Origin of the sequence: Rhodoluna sp. (assembly GCF_036721215.1) — a bacterium.
Classification (GTDB): Bacteria; Actinomycetota; Actinomycetes; order Actinomycetales; family Microbacteriaceae; genus Rhodoluna.
On sequence record NZ_DAIMLM010000001.1, the window covers coordinates 126,546 to 139,864 of the forward strand.

A 13,319-nucleotide genomic window follows, 5' to 3' on the forward strand; every position below is an offset into this window, starting at 1 on the left:
TTATTTCTCCTAGTTTCTAATCTTTAAAAAGGTGTGTCGTCGGATGCAGGTGCACCTGGGTTAGCCCAGCCGTCATCGGCCTTGGCAGCTGCCGGAGCAGCTGGGGTGTTTGCCCATGGATCTGATTGAACCTGTGCGGCTCCACCAGCTGGTCCACCCTCGCGGGCGCGACGGGTAACAGCTGCGGTTGCATATCTAAGCGATGGACCGATTTCTTCGATTTCCATCTCTAGAGATGCGCGAGATTCTCCCTGAGCACTCTGGTAAGCAGAAGGTGCCTTCAGGCGACCAGAAACTACAACGCGGGATCCCTTGGTTAGGCTCTGAGCTACGTTTTCTGCAAGTTCACGCCAAGCGGTGCAACGAACCCAAACAGTTTCGCCATCTTCCCAGGTGTTTGTGGTTTTGTTCAAAGCTCGAGGAGTTGAACCAACTCGCACGCTGCAAACAGCGATGCCGCCTTGGGTGTAACGAAGTTCTGGATCGTCAGCTAGGTTGCCAACTACTGTGATGTTTACTTCTCCAGCCATGATTACTCAACCACCGCTGCTACTTCAGCCACAGCTTCTTCCTTCTTGTATGAAGTCTTGCTGTCTGAACGAGAATCTGAACGTCCCTCTGAACGAGAGTCAGATCTTGAATCCGAGTCACCCTTTTTGGCATATGGCTTGCGGGCCGGACGCTCTGGAGAGTACTCAATAGGTGTGATGGTGAACTGAACATCTTCTGCACGCAATACCTTGGTGCGCATTACGGCTTCTGAAATGTTTAGCTGACGGTCGAGCTCAATAACGGCTTCTGAAGGAGCGGTCATGTTGATGACTGCGTAGATACCTTCGGTCTGCTTCTTGATTTCGTAAGCCAAGCGGCGTCTTCCCCAAATGGAAAGAGTGTCGATTGTTCCCTTGGCGTCAGTGATGACTTTGAGGAACTTCTGGATTGATGGTTCAACGGTCTTTTCCTCAACTGTTGGGTCGAGAATTACCATTACTTCATACTGATGCATAGCTAACCCACCTCCTTTGGACTAGAGCGGCCATGGACGTTCCATGACAGGAGGGTATGTGGCATCTGTTTTCTTGATTTCAGTTCTCTGTTTCAGACCCAAAATCTAGGCAACTTCACGAGTCTAGCCCTTGGAGTGCCACTCCAGCAAGGCCTTCTTGGCGGCCTCTGGACCTAGGGGGCCATTTTCAATCCGAAGCTCCAAAAGGTACTTATAAGCCTTGCCCACCTTTGGACCTGGCTTCAGATTCAAAATCTCCATAATCTCCTCGCCAGTTAGATCAGGCCTCATGGCATTGAGCTCTTCTTGCTCCATGACAATTGCAATTCTTTTCTCAAGATCGTCATAGGCGTGGGAAAGCTGGTCAGCTTTGCGCTTATTTCTTGTAGTTACATCTGAGCGGGTAAGAATATGCAGTCGAACCAACTGCTCTCCGGCATCGCGCACATACCTTCTTATTGCGGCATCGGTCCAGGATTGATCGCTGTAGCCAAAGAACCGCAAGTGAAGCTCAACGAGCTTGGATACGGCTTTTGTAGTGTCGTTATCGAAACGAAGCGCCTTCATTCTTTTTGAAGCAAGTTTTGCTCCCACCACATCGTGGTGGTAGAAACTAACTGCTCCGCCTGGTTCTAGCTTTCTTGTTGCTGGTTTTCCGATGTCGTGTAGCAGGGCTGCAAATCGCAACACGAAATCCGGCTCTAGGTTGTAATCCTTTTCGTAGTCGATTGCTTGCTCGACAACAGTGAGGGTGTGTTCATAGACATCTTTATGGTGGTGATGCTCGTCGGTTTCTAGCTTTAGGGCTGGAAGCTCCGGCAAGACTATTCCTGCAAGTCCCGAATCAACTAGTGCCTCAAGACCCTTTCTTGGATTTGCTCCAAGCATAAGTTTTTGTAATTCAACTTGAATTCTTTCTGCAGAGACGATCTCGAGTCTTTGGCGCATTGAATGCATTGCCTCAAATGTTGCAGGTTCAATTTCAAACCCAAGTTGAGATGCAAACCTGGCTCCGCGGAGCATGCGTAAGGGATCGTCGCCAAAGGAGTCTTCTGGCTTACCTGGGGTTTTGAGCACCTTGTCGCCCAGATCACGCAGGCCTCCAAATGGGTCAACAAACTCCCTGGCAGGAAGAGTTAAAGCCATGGAGTTTACGGTGAAGTCACGGCGTTGTAGATCATGCTTCAAATCGGTTCCGAATTTTACTTCTGGTTTTCTTGAGTCAGCGTCGTATTTATCGGTTCGATAAGTTGTAATTTCAATTTGATTGTCGCCGATTCGGCAACCGATGGTTCCAAATTCTTTTCCGATTTCCCAGTGGGTATCGACTTTGCCTTTGATGATTTCAAGAATTTGTTCTGGTGTGGCGTTCGTGGTTAGGTCAACATCAGGTGCTACTCGACCAAGAATTGCATCTCTAACCGGTCCTCCGACAAGGGCTAGCTCATACCCTGCGCTTTCAAACATCGCTCCGAGCGAATCAAGAAGCGGTGTTTTTGTAACGCGCTCAAGGTTTTTCATGGCGTCGGAAGTTTGCATACGTTCAACCTTGCCACAACGCTTAGGTGCTTTCTATCAGGCAAAATGGGCGCATTTGGTCTTGAGGTTAGGCTTAACACCATGACCCGTGAAAAGCCAGCTCCTGTTATTGAAGTATCGGCTGGTGGTTTTGTGGTTTCTAAAACTGATTCGACTCTGGTGGCGCTTATGGCGAGGTTTAACCGGGGCGGAAAACTCGAATGGTGTATTCCAAAGGGGCATTTGGAGCCAAACGAAACCAATGAGCAGGCAGCACTGCGAGAGGTTTTTGAGGAAACGGGACTGAGTGCAGAAATCACAGATTACCTGGGGGATGTGAGTTACACCTTCAATCAAAAAGGTAAGAACGTATCCAAAACAGTTCACATCTACTTAATGAAACAACTATCCGGTGAGCTGACCATGGAGCACGATCCAAATCATGAGGCAAGTGAACTAGCCTGGGTAAAATTGAGCGAGCTTATCAATAGGCTCTCTCATGTAAATGAGAAAAGAATTGCCAAGGTGGCTCTAGAACTTATCGAGGCTCGAAGTTGAAGAAAATAACAATTGTCCTAATTGTTGCTATCGCCGCCTCCATGGGATTGGCGGCGATGCCTGCGTTCCCAGCTGAGAGAACAGTGACTTTCCCTGATGGTGTTTCGATTCTGGGTGGATCAGATATCACCCTGGTTGCCAGAGAATCAAGTTTTCCAGTGGTTGTGAATAACAGCCAGGCTAATCAGGTGAGGGTAATTGTGCACCTAGTTTCTACCAGCCCAAAACTTATTGTTGAGGAAACCACTGATTGGCTGGTTATGCAACCGGGATCTACTGTCAACGCCCAATTTCCAGTTTCTGCAATCGGAAGCGGCGAAGTTGTGATGGTTGCTTGGTTGACTTCAATCAGCGGAGTTGAAATCGGCCCAAAGGTGCCAATCAAACTCACAGTTAATCCCGATGTTGAGACCTGGGCAATAGGGTTATTTTTTGGACTTGTCGCCGTGCTCACAGTTGTTGGTTTTATTCGAACATCGCGTAAATCTAGATCTAGCTAGGGAAAACTTATGAGTATCGCCAAATCATCGTTACTGATGGCCGGTGGAACAATAGCCTCCAGAATTCTTGGATTTGTTCGCACTGTGGTTTTGGCGCTAACAATCGGAGTTACTACAGATGCCGCAGACGCCTTCGGTGTTGCAAACCAACTTCCCAATAACGTCTACGCGATTATCGCCGGTGGAGTTCTTTCGGCTGTGCTGGTGCCGCAGATAGTCAAGGCTAGATCTCACAAAGACGGTGGGCTTGGTTATATCGACAGGCTGCTGACTTTGGCAATTGTCGTCTTTGCTGCGGTGACTGTGGTCGCCACCCTCGCGGCACCTTTCTTGATTTCGATTTATACAACCGGGTGGTCTCCTGCTCAGTTGGCACTTGCTACCGCGTTTGCCTACTGGTGTATTCCGCAACTTTTCTTCTACGGCCTTTACGCAATGCTCGGAGAAGTCTTAAATGCTAGAAGCGCATTTGGTCCTTACATGTGGGCACCGGTTCTAAACAACGTTGTTGGGATTATTGGTCTAATTTCTTTCCTGGTGGTTTTTGGAGCGGACCCAGTTGGGGCTAGGTCTGTCGAAAGTTGGGGACCAGATCAGATTGCGCTGCTGGCAGGTTCTGCGACCCTAGGAGTGGCATCCCAAGCGCTCATTTTATTTTTGTCTTGGAAGAAAATCGGAATCAATTTCTCGCTGAACTTCTCTTGGCGAGGGGTCGGACTTCGTCCAGCCATGAAAGCAGCCACTTGGACAATTGGAATGGTTTTGGTTTCGCAGATTGGTGGCTTGGTTCAGACCTTCGTAGCGTCTCGGGCAGTAGCGGATAGATCAGAGGATTTAGCGATTGCATCAGTTGCAGCCATGCTGATTGCCTGGTTGCTTTTCATGCTTCCTCACTCGGTAGTAACAGTCTCGATAGCTACGGCATACTTCACCAAGATGAGCGAGCACGTTCATGATAAAAGAATCGATCTGATGAAGATTGATCTTCGCGCGGCTCTTCGGGTGGTTGTTTTGGTGAACGTCTTTTCATCAATTGCGCTTATTCTTCTTAGCTATCCAGTGGCCAGGGTGTTTGTTGGAGAATATCCATCGACTGTTGCTTTAGGCAACGTGTTGTTTACAACCATGTTTGGGTTGGTTCCTTTTGGTTTGGTATTTATGTTTCAGAAGGCATTTTTTGCCCTTGAAGACACCAAAACACCATTTGTTTTCACAACTATCCAGATAGCGATTCACATCGCCGGTTCGATCACCTTATTTTTCACAATGACATCTGAGTTTCTTGTTATGTCACTTGCGGGGCTCACCAGCGTAACTATCTTGATTCAGGCGCTGGTTGCCTACTTGTTCCTACGAGCAAGGATCGGTCTAATTGGAACTGCACCAAAGGGTGAGGGCTTGACACTAAGAGTGCTGGTTGCGGCTCTAGCTGCCGCACTGGTGGGATACGGGATGATTGTGGTCATGGGTGGAACCGCTGAGGGTAGTTTGGGGCTTGGTTCGATAGCTGGGGCCATCACGGTTATCTTTGCCACTGGTTCAGCGATGCTCTTGGCTTACGTGTTGGTTTTGAAGGTTTTAGGTGTTCCGGAGATAGATAGCGCCCTTAAGGGAATTCGCGGAATACTGCGTCGCTAAACTTAGTTCTTGTTTAGTGGCCTCAATTGACGCCACACCAAGAAAGAAGAAAATGCGCGAAGTCATCATCATTGGTTCAGGCCCCGCCGGATACACCGCGGGAATCTATGCCGCAAGAGCAGGCCTGAAGCCTCTTCTTATTGCTTCCAGCGTCGAAGCCGGTGGCGAGCTTATGAAGACCACAGATGTTGAGAACTTCCCTGGCTTCCCAGATGGGCTAATGGGACCAGATCTAATGATGAAATTTCAGGCTCAAGCAGAACGCTTTGGAACTGAAATCCTGTTGCAGGACGTCGTTGAAGTTGACCTCAAGGCGAACCCAAAGATTGTCAAGATTGGGACAGGTGAAACCTTTGAAGCCAAGTCGGTTATCTTGGCCACCGGTGCTGCTTACCGTGAGCTTGGTTTGCCTAAGGAAAAGGAACTCTCCGGCCACGGTGTGAGCTGGTGCGCGACCTGTGATGGTTTCTTCTTTAGAGAAAAAACCATTGCTGTTGTTGGTGGTGGAGACTCAGCCATGGAGGAAGCTAACTTCCTAACCCGCTTTGCATCCAAGGTTTATGTCATTCACCGCAGAAATGAACTCAAGGCCTCAAAGATTATGCAGGATAGGGCAAAGGCTAATCCCAAGATTGAGTTCATCTGGAACGCAGGCGTTGAAGAGCTTCTTGGCGAAGGCAAGCTAACCGGAGTGAAACTCAAGGACACCGTCACAGGAGCTGAGTCCCAGCTAGATCTAGATGGCCTGTTTATTGCCATCGGAAACGACCCGAGGGTCTGGCTGGTTGAGAACCAGCTGGAGCTAACTGAGGACAAATTCATCAAGGTTGATGGCCGAAGCTCCAAGACTTCTATACCTGGGGTTTTTGCATGTGGCGATGTGATTGACCCGACTTACCGCCAGGCAATCACAGCCGCTGGATCTGGTTGTGTCGCGGCGTTAGACGCTGAGCATTTCCTCACAGATAACTCATAGGCTCGCAGTAGATTTAGAACAGATCGATTATTTAGGAGAAATCATGGCACCCAAGAATGTAACCACCGCTTCTTTCCAAGCGGATGTGCTGTCAAACCCGAAGCCGGTAATGGTGGACTTCTGGGCCGAGTGGTGTGGGCCATGTCGCATGGTTTCGCCAATCCTTGACGAGATTGCAGCTGAGTACTCAGACAAGATCGAAATCGTAAAAGTAAACGTGGACGAAGAGCCACAACTAGCCATGGAATACGGCGTTACCGGAATCCCACTAATGGGCATCTTTCAGGGTGGCCAACTGGTCAAGCAAATGGTTGGAGCAAAGCCTAAGCAGGCAATCGTTGCTGACCTTGCAGAATTCCTAGCCTAAAAACCAAACGGTTTTTTAGTTAGCTGCCTTTTTTCTTGTAACCAATCTCATCCAAGATTCGGTTCAAATCTGCGACCGTTGCGAAGTCAATAATCAGTTGACCCTTATTGCGACCAAGAGCGATCTTCACAGTCGTGTTTAGCTGGTCGCCAAGTCCCTCGGCAATTTCCTTCAAAAGATCTTGACGGGTCCCCTGGATTATTTTTGGCTTCTTGTTTTCTGGCTTATCGATGCCGACAATTTCTTCCAAAGATCTAACTGATAAACCTTCGTTGATTGTTTTGGTTGCAAAGTATTCCATGCGAGAAGCATCAGCTGCACCAAGAATTGCTCTGGCGTGACCGGCAGATAACACGCCGGATGCGACCTGTCTTTGCACGCTTGCAGGTAGCTTTAGCAAACGCAAGGTGTTGGTGATTTGTGGACGGGATCGACCAATGCGCTCTGCGAGCTGTTCTTGAGTGATTCCAAAATCTTCCAACAGCTGCGAGTAAGCACTGGCTTCTTCAAGTGGGTTTAGATCACTGCGGTGAAGGTTTTCTAGAAGTGCATCGCGCAACATATTTTCGTCTGCTGTTTCACGAATAACTGCGGGGATTTTTGTAAGTCCTGCTTCTTTCGATGCGCGAAGTCTTCGCTCCCCCATGATCAATTCATATTTGCCTTCAGATTTTTCTCTAACGACAATCGGTTGCAAAACACCTAGCTCGCGAATGGAATGAACAAGTTCCGAAAAAGCTTCTGGTTCAAAAACGGATCTTGGTTGTTTTGGGTTAGGAACAATTGCTTGAACGTCTAAGTGACCAAAGCGCGCACCGGGAACTGCAACGAGGTTAGATTCTTTTGTTCCACCGGCTGGAAAAAATATGTCCACTGGGCGCTCAGTTGTTTTATCTGAGGTTGGAATTAGTGAACCGATGCCTCTACCGAGACCGCCTTTTTTCTCAGCCACGGGCTGCTCCTCTGTTTGCCATTTCAATTGCTGCTTCCAGATATGCAATTGCACCTGGTGATGTTCGATCGTAAGAAATAACAGTGCGTCCATAACTTGGTGCTTCGGAAACTCGAACGGATCTTGGAATGATTGTTGAAAGAACTTGATTTGGAAAATGAAGTTTTACTTCATCCGCAACTTGCGAAGCAAGTTTTGTTCGCGAGTCATACATCGTTAGCAAGATTGTCGAAAGTTCAAGTGAAGGGTTAAGGTGCTTCTTGATCATCTCAATGCTTTTGATTAGCTGACTTAATCCTTCAAGGGCGTAGTACTCGCACTGAATCGGAATCAAAACTTCCTTCGCCGCAACGAACGCGTTGACAGTTAGTAGACCCAAACTTGGTGGGCAGTCAATCAAGACAAAATCTGGTGGGGTCGGAGTGGAGGCGATGTAGGTCTCGATAGCGGTGCGAAGACGTTGTTCTCTGGCTACTAATGAAACGAGTTCGATTTCCGCACCGGCGAGGTGTATGGTAGCTGGGACACATGTAACCCCTGGGCTCTCGGTGCTTTGCTGGACCACCTGAGCGATGGGGACGTCGTCGATGAGCACTTCGTAGATGCTCTTGATGTCTGCATGGTGGTCAATACCCAATGCCGTTGAAGCGTTGCCTTGAGGGTCCAAATCCACTACTAGGATCTTGAGTCCTTTGGAGGCAAGGGCAGAAGCGAGGTTCACTGTGGTGGTGGTTTTACCAACACCGCCCTTTTGATTAGAAATTGTGATGATTCGAGTAGTTAAAGGTTTATCCACAACCTTAGACCCTGCCTGCTCCAAACGTTGAGAGTTTTCCACAAGCTCTCGAGCCAGCGGAGTATCAGCTAAGTCGGTCAAATTTGAGGCTAAATCATCGGGATGTTTCACGTGAAACCTCCGAAATCTCTGACTTATCCACAAGCCATCCTGTGGGGTGTGGAGAACTCTCAAGTCGACCGTTAGGGTATCCTAGGCCCTTTACTACACTCGGTTTGGTAACCGATGTGGTCTCTGAAGGCTGTTCTGACATTTAGTTCTCCTTCGAAGAATCTAGCGTAGTTTTGACTACCGATGTGGGCTCAGCGAGAAACTTTTCACCACAAATTTGGATCTCGAACGAGGCAATTCCCAGCTTCTTTTGGAGCTTCCTCGCGGCTTCTATTTCGTCAGCCGCTTTCGATCCTTTAAGGGCAATCAGAGAGCCCCCTGGCTTTAGAATTGGAACGGTTAGCCTTAGGAGTTTATCCAGAGCTGCCACCGCCCTCGCGGTGACGACATCAAACTTTAGATCCAAGACCTCTTCTGCCCTAGCTCTTCTGACTTCAACGTTGGTCAGGCCCAGTTCCTCAATTACCCCTAGCATCCAGTTGGATCTGCGTTCCATTGGTTCAATAAGGACGAAGTGAGCCTCTGGCAAGGCAATTGCCATGGGGATGCCTGGGAGTCCGGCACCAGAACCGACGTCGGCAACATGGTCCCCTGGATTTACGGTTTCGGCCACCACAGCGGAATTCAGGATGTGGCGGGACCAGAGCTTGTCCAGCTCCCTTGGTCCAAGTAGGCCTAGGTCGTCGCTATCGTTGGCCAGCTTTTGAGCAAAGGCTCTGGCTTTCTCGATTTGGGGGCCAAAGACTGCCTTGGCTGATTCTGGCTCAGCCTCAAATTGTTTCACGTGAAACTATTCAGGCTTGGAGATTACGATGTGACGGTCGCGGCCTTCGCCTTCAGACTCTGAGCTCAACCCAGCCTCGCCGATCAAGTCGTGCGCCAGTTTTCTCTCGTAGGAGCTCATTGGCTTTAGGTGCTTTGGCTCACCGGTTTCTTTGACCTGGCTGATGAACTTCTCAACCACCTTGGTGAGTTGGTCAATCTTGGCCTGTCTTGAGCCGCCGACATCGAGGATGAGGCGGGAGTAGCTTGAGGTCTTGACCTGGACAGCTAGGCGGGTTAGCTCCTGGAGAGCCTCAACGGTGTCCGGGTGGGACACTAGCGCTAGGTTGGAATCCTTGCTAGCGGTGACCGCTAGGTAGGCTCTTCCCTCACGAACATCGATATCAATATCGCCATCTAAATCTGTTATGTCAAGTAATTCTTCTAGGTAGTCAGCGGCGATGTCGCCTTCTTCTTCGAGCTGCCTGACGGTTCTATCTTTGCTTTCTTCTAAATCTGCCATCTTGGTTTCCTACTTCTTCTTTTTCTGGTCTTTTTTGGCCCGTTTCTTTGAAACTGGCTGGTCTCGTTGAGCCTTCTCGGCTGCTTCGGCTGCTGCCTGGGCAGCGTCGTCGGCGTCCTTCTTTTCCTGAAGCTCCTTCGGGAGCTTGCCCTTCTTGGCTAAGCGCTCGATACGGGCGTGATATGCCGGGGAGCCTGTTGTTGGCATGTTGCGGATAACAATAAACTGCTGTCCCATGGTCCAGAAGTTAGAGGTTAGCCAGTAGAAGATGACCGCAATAGGGAAGGAAACTCCGGAGATTACGAAGATTAGGGGGAAAACATAGAGCAGGATCTTCTGGGTCTGCATGTATTGGCTGTTTTGGACATCAGGGTTCTGGTTCTTAGCGATGATCTGCTTCTGGGTGATGAACTGAGAGGCAGACATCAAAACCACCATGATTCCAGCCAGGATCTGAACTTCAATTCCGGTCGCGGTCAGGAATGTCTCGGAAAGCTTGGCTCCAAAGAAAGTGGCATCTGAGAACTGGGTTGCTAAGGTGGCATTCATCAAGCCAACACCTGTTTTTTGGGCCTGGGCATCGTTCAAAACGAAGAAGAGTCCTGTAAAGATAGGGATTTGGACCAAGATTGGAAGGCAGGAGCTGAGGGGGTTAGATCCGGTTCTCTTGTATAGATCCATCTGCTCTTTGGCAAACTTCTCTCTGGACTCACGGTCGTTTTTGCCCTTGTATTTCTTTTGAAGCTTCTGAAGCTCCGGCTGAACCAGCATCATATTTCGCTGAGATTTAATCTGCTTAACAAACAGCGGGATAAGGGCTGATCGAACGACCAGAACTAGGCCAACAATGGCCAAAACCCAGCTCAAACCGGACTCTGCGGCTATGCCAAAAAAGGTGAAAAAGGTGTGAAAACTGACCAAAATCAGCTCAATTACCCACTTAATTGGAAACAGAAAATCCATGAAATTACCTTCCTTGGGGCTTTGGCGAAACAAAGCCGTTTTCTAGAACAAAAAACCTCTGGTTTGAGGGCTTGACCTGGTCAATTCCCCCTTGGGACCAAGGGTTGCATCTGACAATCCTTGCCGTTGTCAACACGCTACCAACAATCACTCCTCGCTGTTGGATTTGGCCTAAGCCATAAGCCGAACAGCTCGGGTAGTACCTACAAACATCTCCATAAAGCGGAGATATAAACTTCCTATAGCCCTTGAGAAACAAAACAACCAGGTTCCTAGGAACCAGCCAAATTGTCCACAAGGCGTTCATTTCAGCCCGCAAACCTTCTCAAAATCGGCGGAAAGCTGCTGAAAATCAAGTTCTGCGCTGCCTGGGAGTGTCCTGAGCACAACCTGGGAGCCAGTTGGAAAAGATTCCAATTGCTTCCTCACTAGGCTCCTAAGTCTTCTTTTCAAAAGATTCCTCTTGACAGCTCCACCACTTGCCTTCGAAACCACAAACCCGAATTTTCTAGGTTGGTCTTCTTCGATTAGTCGATACCCGACCAAATGGCTAGTGAATTGTTTCTTGCCGGCTCGCATGATCTTGCGAAAGTCATCGCCTCGAACTAGTCGGTTGGCCCGATCCAGCATTTTGGTTTTTAGGCCGAAAGTTCTTTGCGACCCTTACGACGACGTGCAGCCAAAATAGCTCTGCCGGCGCGGGTTGCCATGCGAAGTCTGAAGCCGTGCTTTTTTGAGCGACGACGGTTATTTGGCTGGTAAGTGCGCTTGCCCATGTGAATACACTCCGAAAATTTATTTAGGAACCAGGTGAGTCGGCTAGTGGCCTTTATTTTATTGGGCTGTTGGTTCCTTGCTACAGCGCAACCTCTCAAATCTAGAGCCTAGAGGGGTGTTTGGTCAAGTCGAAAACCGACCAATTTTTTGTGGACAAAAATTGAATTAATTAAACTTCGATTTGCTTTTAATCACAGTTTTCAGTTGAATACTTGTCTGGTGTTCGATGTTTTCCACAGCCCCGAAAATGTTTGTAGATATGTGGAAAACTATTCAAATTGACGAAAGGGGGGATCTAAGTGAATGAGCTAGACGAAGTTACAAAGCAATGGTCATCGGTAGTTTCAAGACTCACAATCAAAGGATCCCTCAGCCCTCAATTGATGGGTTTTTTGACACTTGTGGAACCAAAGGGTGTCCTGGCGGACACCTTGTATCTTGAGGTCCCGAACGACCTAACCCGCGGAATGCTAGAGCAGCGAATCCGGACCGACATCCTTGAGGTTTTGCAAGAGGACGCTCTCATGGGCGGGCCAACTAACTTCGCCGTGGTGGTAAACCCAGACATTGAAGGCAAAACCACTATTTCGGAAACCCCTGAAAATGTCTTTCCTATTGGCTCAGCCCCATCCCTGCAGTCTGAGGAATATCCCAGAAAAACCGGGTCAGTTGGGGTAGTTTTCGACACCAGATTGAACCCAAAATACAACTTCGATAACTTCGTAACCGGGGGTTCCAACCGCTTTGCCCATGCCGCTGCCTTTGCGGTTTCCGAGACTCCGGCAAAGGCTTACAACCCACTATTTATTTACGGTGGCTCAGGTCTAGGTAAGACCCACCTTCTGCACGCCATTGGCCACTATGCCCTAAGTCTTTATCCAAAAATCAAGGTTCGCTACGTGTCCTCTGAAGAGTTCACAAATGACTTCATTAATGCCATCCAGAACAACCGAAGCTCAGCCTTTCAGGCTGAATATCGGGATATTGATGTTCTTCTGATTGACGATATTCAATTCCTACAAGGAAAAGACCAGACCCAAGAAGCCTTTTTCCACACCTTCAACACCCTCCATGATCACAACAAGCAGGTTGTCATCACCTCTGATTTGCAGCCAAAAGAGCTAACCGGTTTTGAAGAACGGATGCTTTCCAGGTTTGAATGGGGTCTAATCACTGACATCCAGGCTCCTGAGCTAGAAACCCGAATCGCCATCCTTAGGAAAAAGGCCGAGAACGAGAAAATTAAGGTCCCGGACGAGATCCTTGAATATATGGCCGCTCGTGTTGCCTCCAATATCCGAGAACTCGAAGGCACTTTGATTCGAGTCACAGCCTTCGCTGCCCTAAACAGAACCAGGGTGGATATGAACCTCGTTCAGACAGTCCTAAAGGATGTTGTCCCTTTAGGGGAGCAGAACATTATCGTCCCCAACGACATCATCGCGGAGGTGTCAAAGTATTACTCAATCACCCCAAGTGACCTCTTTGGCTCCTCGAGGCAGCAAGCTGTGGCCCAAGCTAGGCAGATTGCCATGTATTTGATTAGGGAACAGACCAACCTGTCGCTTCCAAAGATTGGCCAACTGTTTGGAAACCGGGATCACACAACAGTTATGTATGCAAACAAGAAGGTTACAGACCTAATGAAGGAGCGTAGGGCGCTTTATAACCAGGTCACCGAGATCCTCAACAGAGTTAAGCAAAAATCCCGTGGATAACCTGTGGATAAGTGTGTAATTGGCTGATTTAAGGCCAAAAACCAACCCTGTGGACAATTAAAGTCAACAGGATAGGTGGTTATACACAGGCTTATACACAACTGTGTAAACAAGTTTCAAAGATGTAGTTTTTAGGAAAATAATGGGATATAGC

17 protein-coding genes are annotated in these 13,319 nt (G+C 48.6%); 6 read left to right on the plus strand and 11 right to left on the minus strand.

What is annotated here, in order from left to right:
• Positions 1 to 23: 23 nt before the first annotated feature.
• The 3 genes from ssb to AC9UCN_RS00695 all read right to left on the minus strand — a co-directional run bounded on the left by ssb (position 24) and on the right by AC9UCN_RS00695 (position 2,545).
• Positions 24 to 530: a single-stranded DNA-binding protein gene (ssb, locus tag AC9UCN_RS00685; RefSeq protein WP_509522870.1), complete on the minus strand. Its 507-nt coding sequence runs from the start codon at positions 528 to 530 to the stop codon at positions 24 to 26.
• Between the two features lie 2 nt (positions 531 to 532).
• Positions 533 to 1,006, minus strand: coding sequence for a 30S ribosomal protein S6 (gene rpsF / locus AC9UCN_RS00690; protein ID WP_509522871.1), 474 nt, complete (start codon positions 1,004 to 1,006; stop codon positions 533 to 535).
• Between the two features lie 123 nt (positions 1,007 to 1,129).
• Complete coding sequence (locus AC9UCN_RS00695; protein ID WP_509522872.1) at positions 1,130 to 2,545, minus strand: CCA tRNA nucleotidyltransferase; 1,416 nt, start codon at positions 2,543 to 2,545, stop codon at positions 1,130 to 1,132.
• A gap of 81 nt (positions 2,546 to 2,626) precedes the next feature.
• Between AC9UCN_RS00695 and AC9UCN_RS00700 the strand changes: the two genes are divergently transcribed.
• From AC9UCN_RS00700 to trxA, 5 genes are read left to right on the plus strand one after another with little or no spacing between them, the layout of a single operon-like run.
• Positions 2,627 to 3,082, plus strand: coding sequence for an NUDIX hydrolase (locus tag AC9UCN_RS00700; RefSeq protein ID WP_509522873.1), 456 nt, complete (start codon positions 2,627 to 2,629; stop codon positions 3,080 to 3,082).
• Positions 3,079 to 3,582, plus strand: coding sequence for a DUF6049 family protein (locus AC9UCN_RS00705; RefSeq protein WP_509522874.1), 504 nt, complete (start codon positions 3,079 to 3,081; stop codon positions 3,580 to 3,582). The genes AC9UCN_RS00700 and AC9UCN_RS00705 overlap by 4 nt, the downstream gene beginning before the upstream one ends.
• A gap of 9 nt (positions 3,583 to 3,591) precedes the next feature.
• Positions 3,592 to 5,220, plus strand: coding sequence for a murein biosynthesis integral membrane protein MurJ (gene murJ / locus AC9UCN_RS00710; RefSeq protein ID WP_509522875.1), 1,629 nt, complete (start codon positions 3,592 to 3,594; stop codon positions 5,218 to 5,220).
• Between the two features lie 52 nt (positions 5,221 to 5,272).
• Positions 5,273 to 6,196: a thioredoxin-disulfide reductase gene (gene trxB, locus AC9UCN_RS00715; RefSeq protein WP_509522876.1), complete on the plus strand. Its 924-nt coding sequence runs from the start codon at positions 5,273 to 5,275 to the stop codon at positions 6,194 to 6,196.
• 40 nt (positions 6,197 to 6,236) lie between these two features.
• Positions 6,237 to 6,563 carry a thioredoxin gene (gene trxA / locus AC9UCN_RS00720; RefSeq protein WP_509523640.1) on the plus strand — a complete coding sequence of 109 codons (327 nt, stop codon included), beginning with the start codon at positions 6,237 to 6,239 and terminating at the stop codon, positions 6,561 to 6,563.
• Positions 6,564 to 6,582: 19 nt separating this feature from the next.
• Here the strand turns inward: trxA and AC9UCN_RS00725 are convergent, their stop codons facing one another.
• The 8 genes from AC9UCN_RS00725 to rpmH all read right to left on the minus strand — a co-directional run bounded on the left by AC9UCN_RS00725 (position 6,583) and on the right by rpmH (position 11,446).
• Positions 6,583 to 7,515 (minus strand): ParB/RepB/Spo0J family partition protein, encoded by a 933-nt coding sequence (locus AC9UCN_RS00725; RefSeq protein WP_509522877.1) that lies wholly within the window; start codon positions 7,513 to 7,515, stop codon positions 6,583 to 6,585.
• Positions 7,508 to 8,422 (minus strand): ParA family protein, encoded by a 915-nt coding sequence (locus AC9UCN_RS00730; protein ID WP_509522878.1) that lies wholly within the window; start codon positions 8,420 to 8,422, stop codon positions 7,508 to 7,510. The genes AC9UCN_RS00725 and AC9UCN_RS00730 overlap by 8 nt, the downstream gene beginning before the upstream one ends.
• A 142-nt stretch (positions 8,423 to 8,564) precedes the next feature.
• A complete protein-coding gene (rsmG, locus tag AC9UCN_RS00735; RefSeq protein ID WP_509522879.1) occupies positions 8,565 to 9,206 on the minus strand; it encodes a 16S rRNA (guanine(527)-N(7))-methyltransferase RsmG in 642 nt (213 codons plus the stop codon).
• A 6-nt stretch (positions 9,207 to 9,212) separates the two neighbouring features.
• On the minus strand, positions 9,213 to 9,707 hold the full coding sequence (locus AC9UCN_RS00740; RefSeq protein ID WP_509522880.1) for a Jag family protein: 495 nt from the start codon (positions 9,705 to 9,707) through the stop codon (positions 9,213 to 9,215).
• Positions 9,708 to 9,716: 9 nt separating this feature from the next.
• The gene (gene yidC / locus AC9UCN_RS00745; protein ID WP_509522881.1) at positions 9,717 to 10,670 is read right to left on the minus strand and encodes a membrane protein insertase YidC; all 954 of its coding nucleotides are present in this window, start codon (positions 10,668 to 10,670) and stop codon (positions 9,717 to 9,719) included.
• A gap of 4 nt (positions 10,671 to 10,674) precedes the next feature.
• Positions 10,675 to 10,977 carry a membrane protein insertion efficiency factor YidD gene (gene yidD / locus AC9UCN_RS00750; RefSeq protein WP_509522882.1) on the minus strand — a complete coding sequence of 101 codons (303 nt, stop codon included), beginning with the start codon at positions 10,975 to 10,977 and terminating at the stop codon, positions 10,675 to 10,677.
• Complete coding sequence (gene rnpA, locus AC9UCN_RS00755) at positions 10,974 to 11,300, minus strand: ribonuclease P protein component (protein ID WP_509522883.1); 327 nt, start codon at positions 11,298 to 11,300, stop codon at positions 10,974 to 10,976. Before rnpA ends, yidD begins: the two co-directional genes overlap by 4 nt.
• Before the next feature lie 8 nt (positions 11,301 to 11,308).
• Entirely contained in the window at positions 11,309 to 11,446 is a 138-nt protein-coding gene (gene rpmH / locus AC9UCN_RS00760; RefSeq protein ID WP_509522884.1) for a 50S ribosomal protein L34, read from the minus strand.
• A gap of 357 nt (positions 11,447 to 11,803) precedes the next feature.
• Between rpmH and dnaA the strand changes: the two genes are divergently transcribed.
• The gene (gene dnaA, locus AC9UCN_RS00765) at positions 11,804 to 13,165 is read left to right on the plus strand and encodes a chromosomal replication initiator protein DnaA (protein ID WP_509523641.1); all 1,362 of its coding nucleotides are present in this window, start codon (positions 11,804 to 11,806) and stop codon (positions 13,163 to 13,165) included.
• The last annotated feature ends 154 nt before the right edge of the window (positions 13,166 to 13,319 follow it).

Coding starts and splice junctions, on each gene's coding strand:
- ssb (WP_509522870.1), bottom strand. CDS start 530: ATGGCTGGAGAAGTAAACATCACAGTAGTTGGCAACCTAGCTGACGAT.
- rpsF (WP_509522871.1), bottom strand. CDS start 1,006: ATGCATCAGTATGAAGTAATGGTAATTCTCGACCCAACAGTTGAGGAA.
- AC9UCN_RS00695 (WP_509522872.1), bottom strand. CDS start 2,545: ATGCAAACTTCCGACGCCATGAAAAACCTTGAGCGCGTTACAAAAACA.
- AC9UCN_RS00700 (WP_509522873.1), top strand. CDS start 2,627: ATGACCCGTGAAAAGCCAGCTCCTGTTATTGAAGTATCGGCTGGTGGT.
- murJ (WP_509522875.1), top strand. CDS start 3,592: ATGAGTATCGCCAAATCATCGTTACTGATGGCCGGTGGAACAATAGCC.
- trxB (WP_509522876.1), top strand. CDS start 5,273: ATGCGCGAAGTCATCATCATTGGTTCAGGCCCCGCCGGATACACCGCG.
- AC9UCN_RS00740 (WP_509522880.1), bottom strand. CDS start 9,707: ATGGCAGATTTAGAAGAAAGCAAAGATAGAACCGTCAGGCAGCTCGAA.
- yidC (WP_509522881.1), bottom strand. CDS start 10,670: ATGGATTTTCTGTTTCCAATTAAGTGGGTAATTGAGCTGATTTTGGTC.
- yidD (WP_509522882.1), bottom strand. CDS start 10,977: ATGAACGCCTTGTGGACAATTTGGCTGGTTCCTAGGAACCTGGTTGTT.
- rnpA (WP_509522883.1), bottom strand. CDS start 11,300: ATGCTGGATCGGGCCAACCGACTAGTTCGAGGCGATGACTTTCGCAAG.
- rpmH (WP_509522884.1), bottom strand. CDS start 11,446: ATGGGCAAGCGCACTTACCAGCCAAATAACCGTCGTCGCTCAAAAAAG.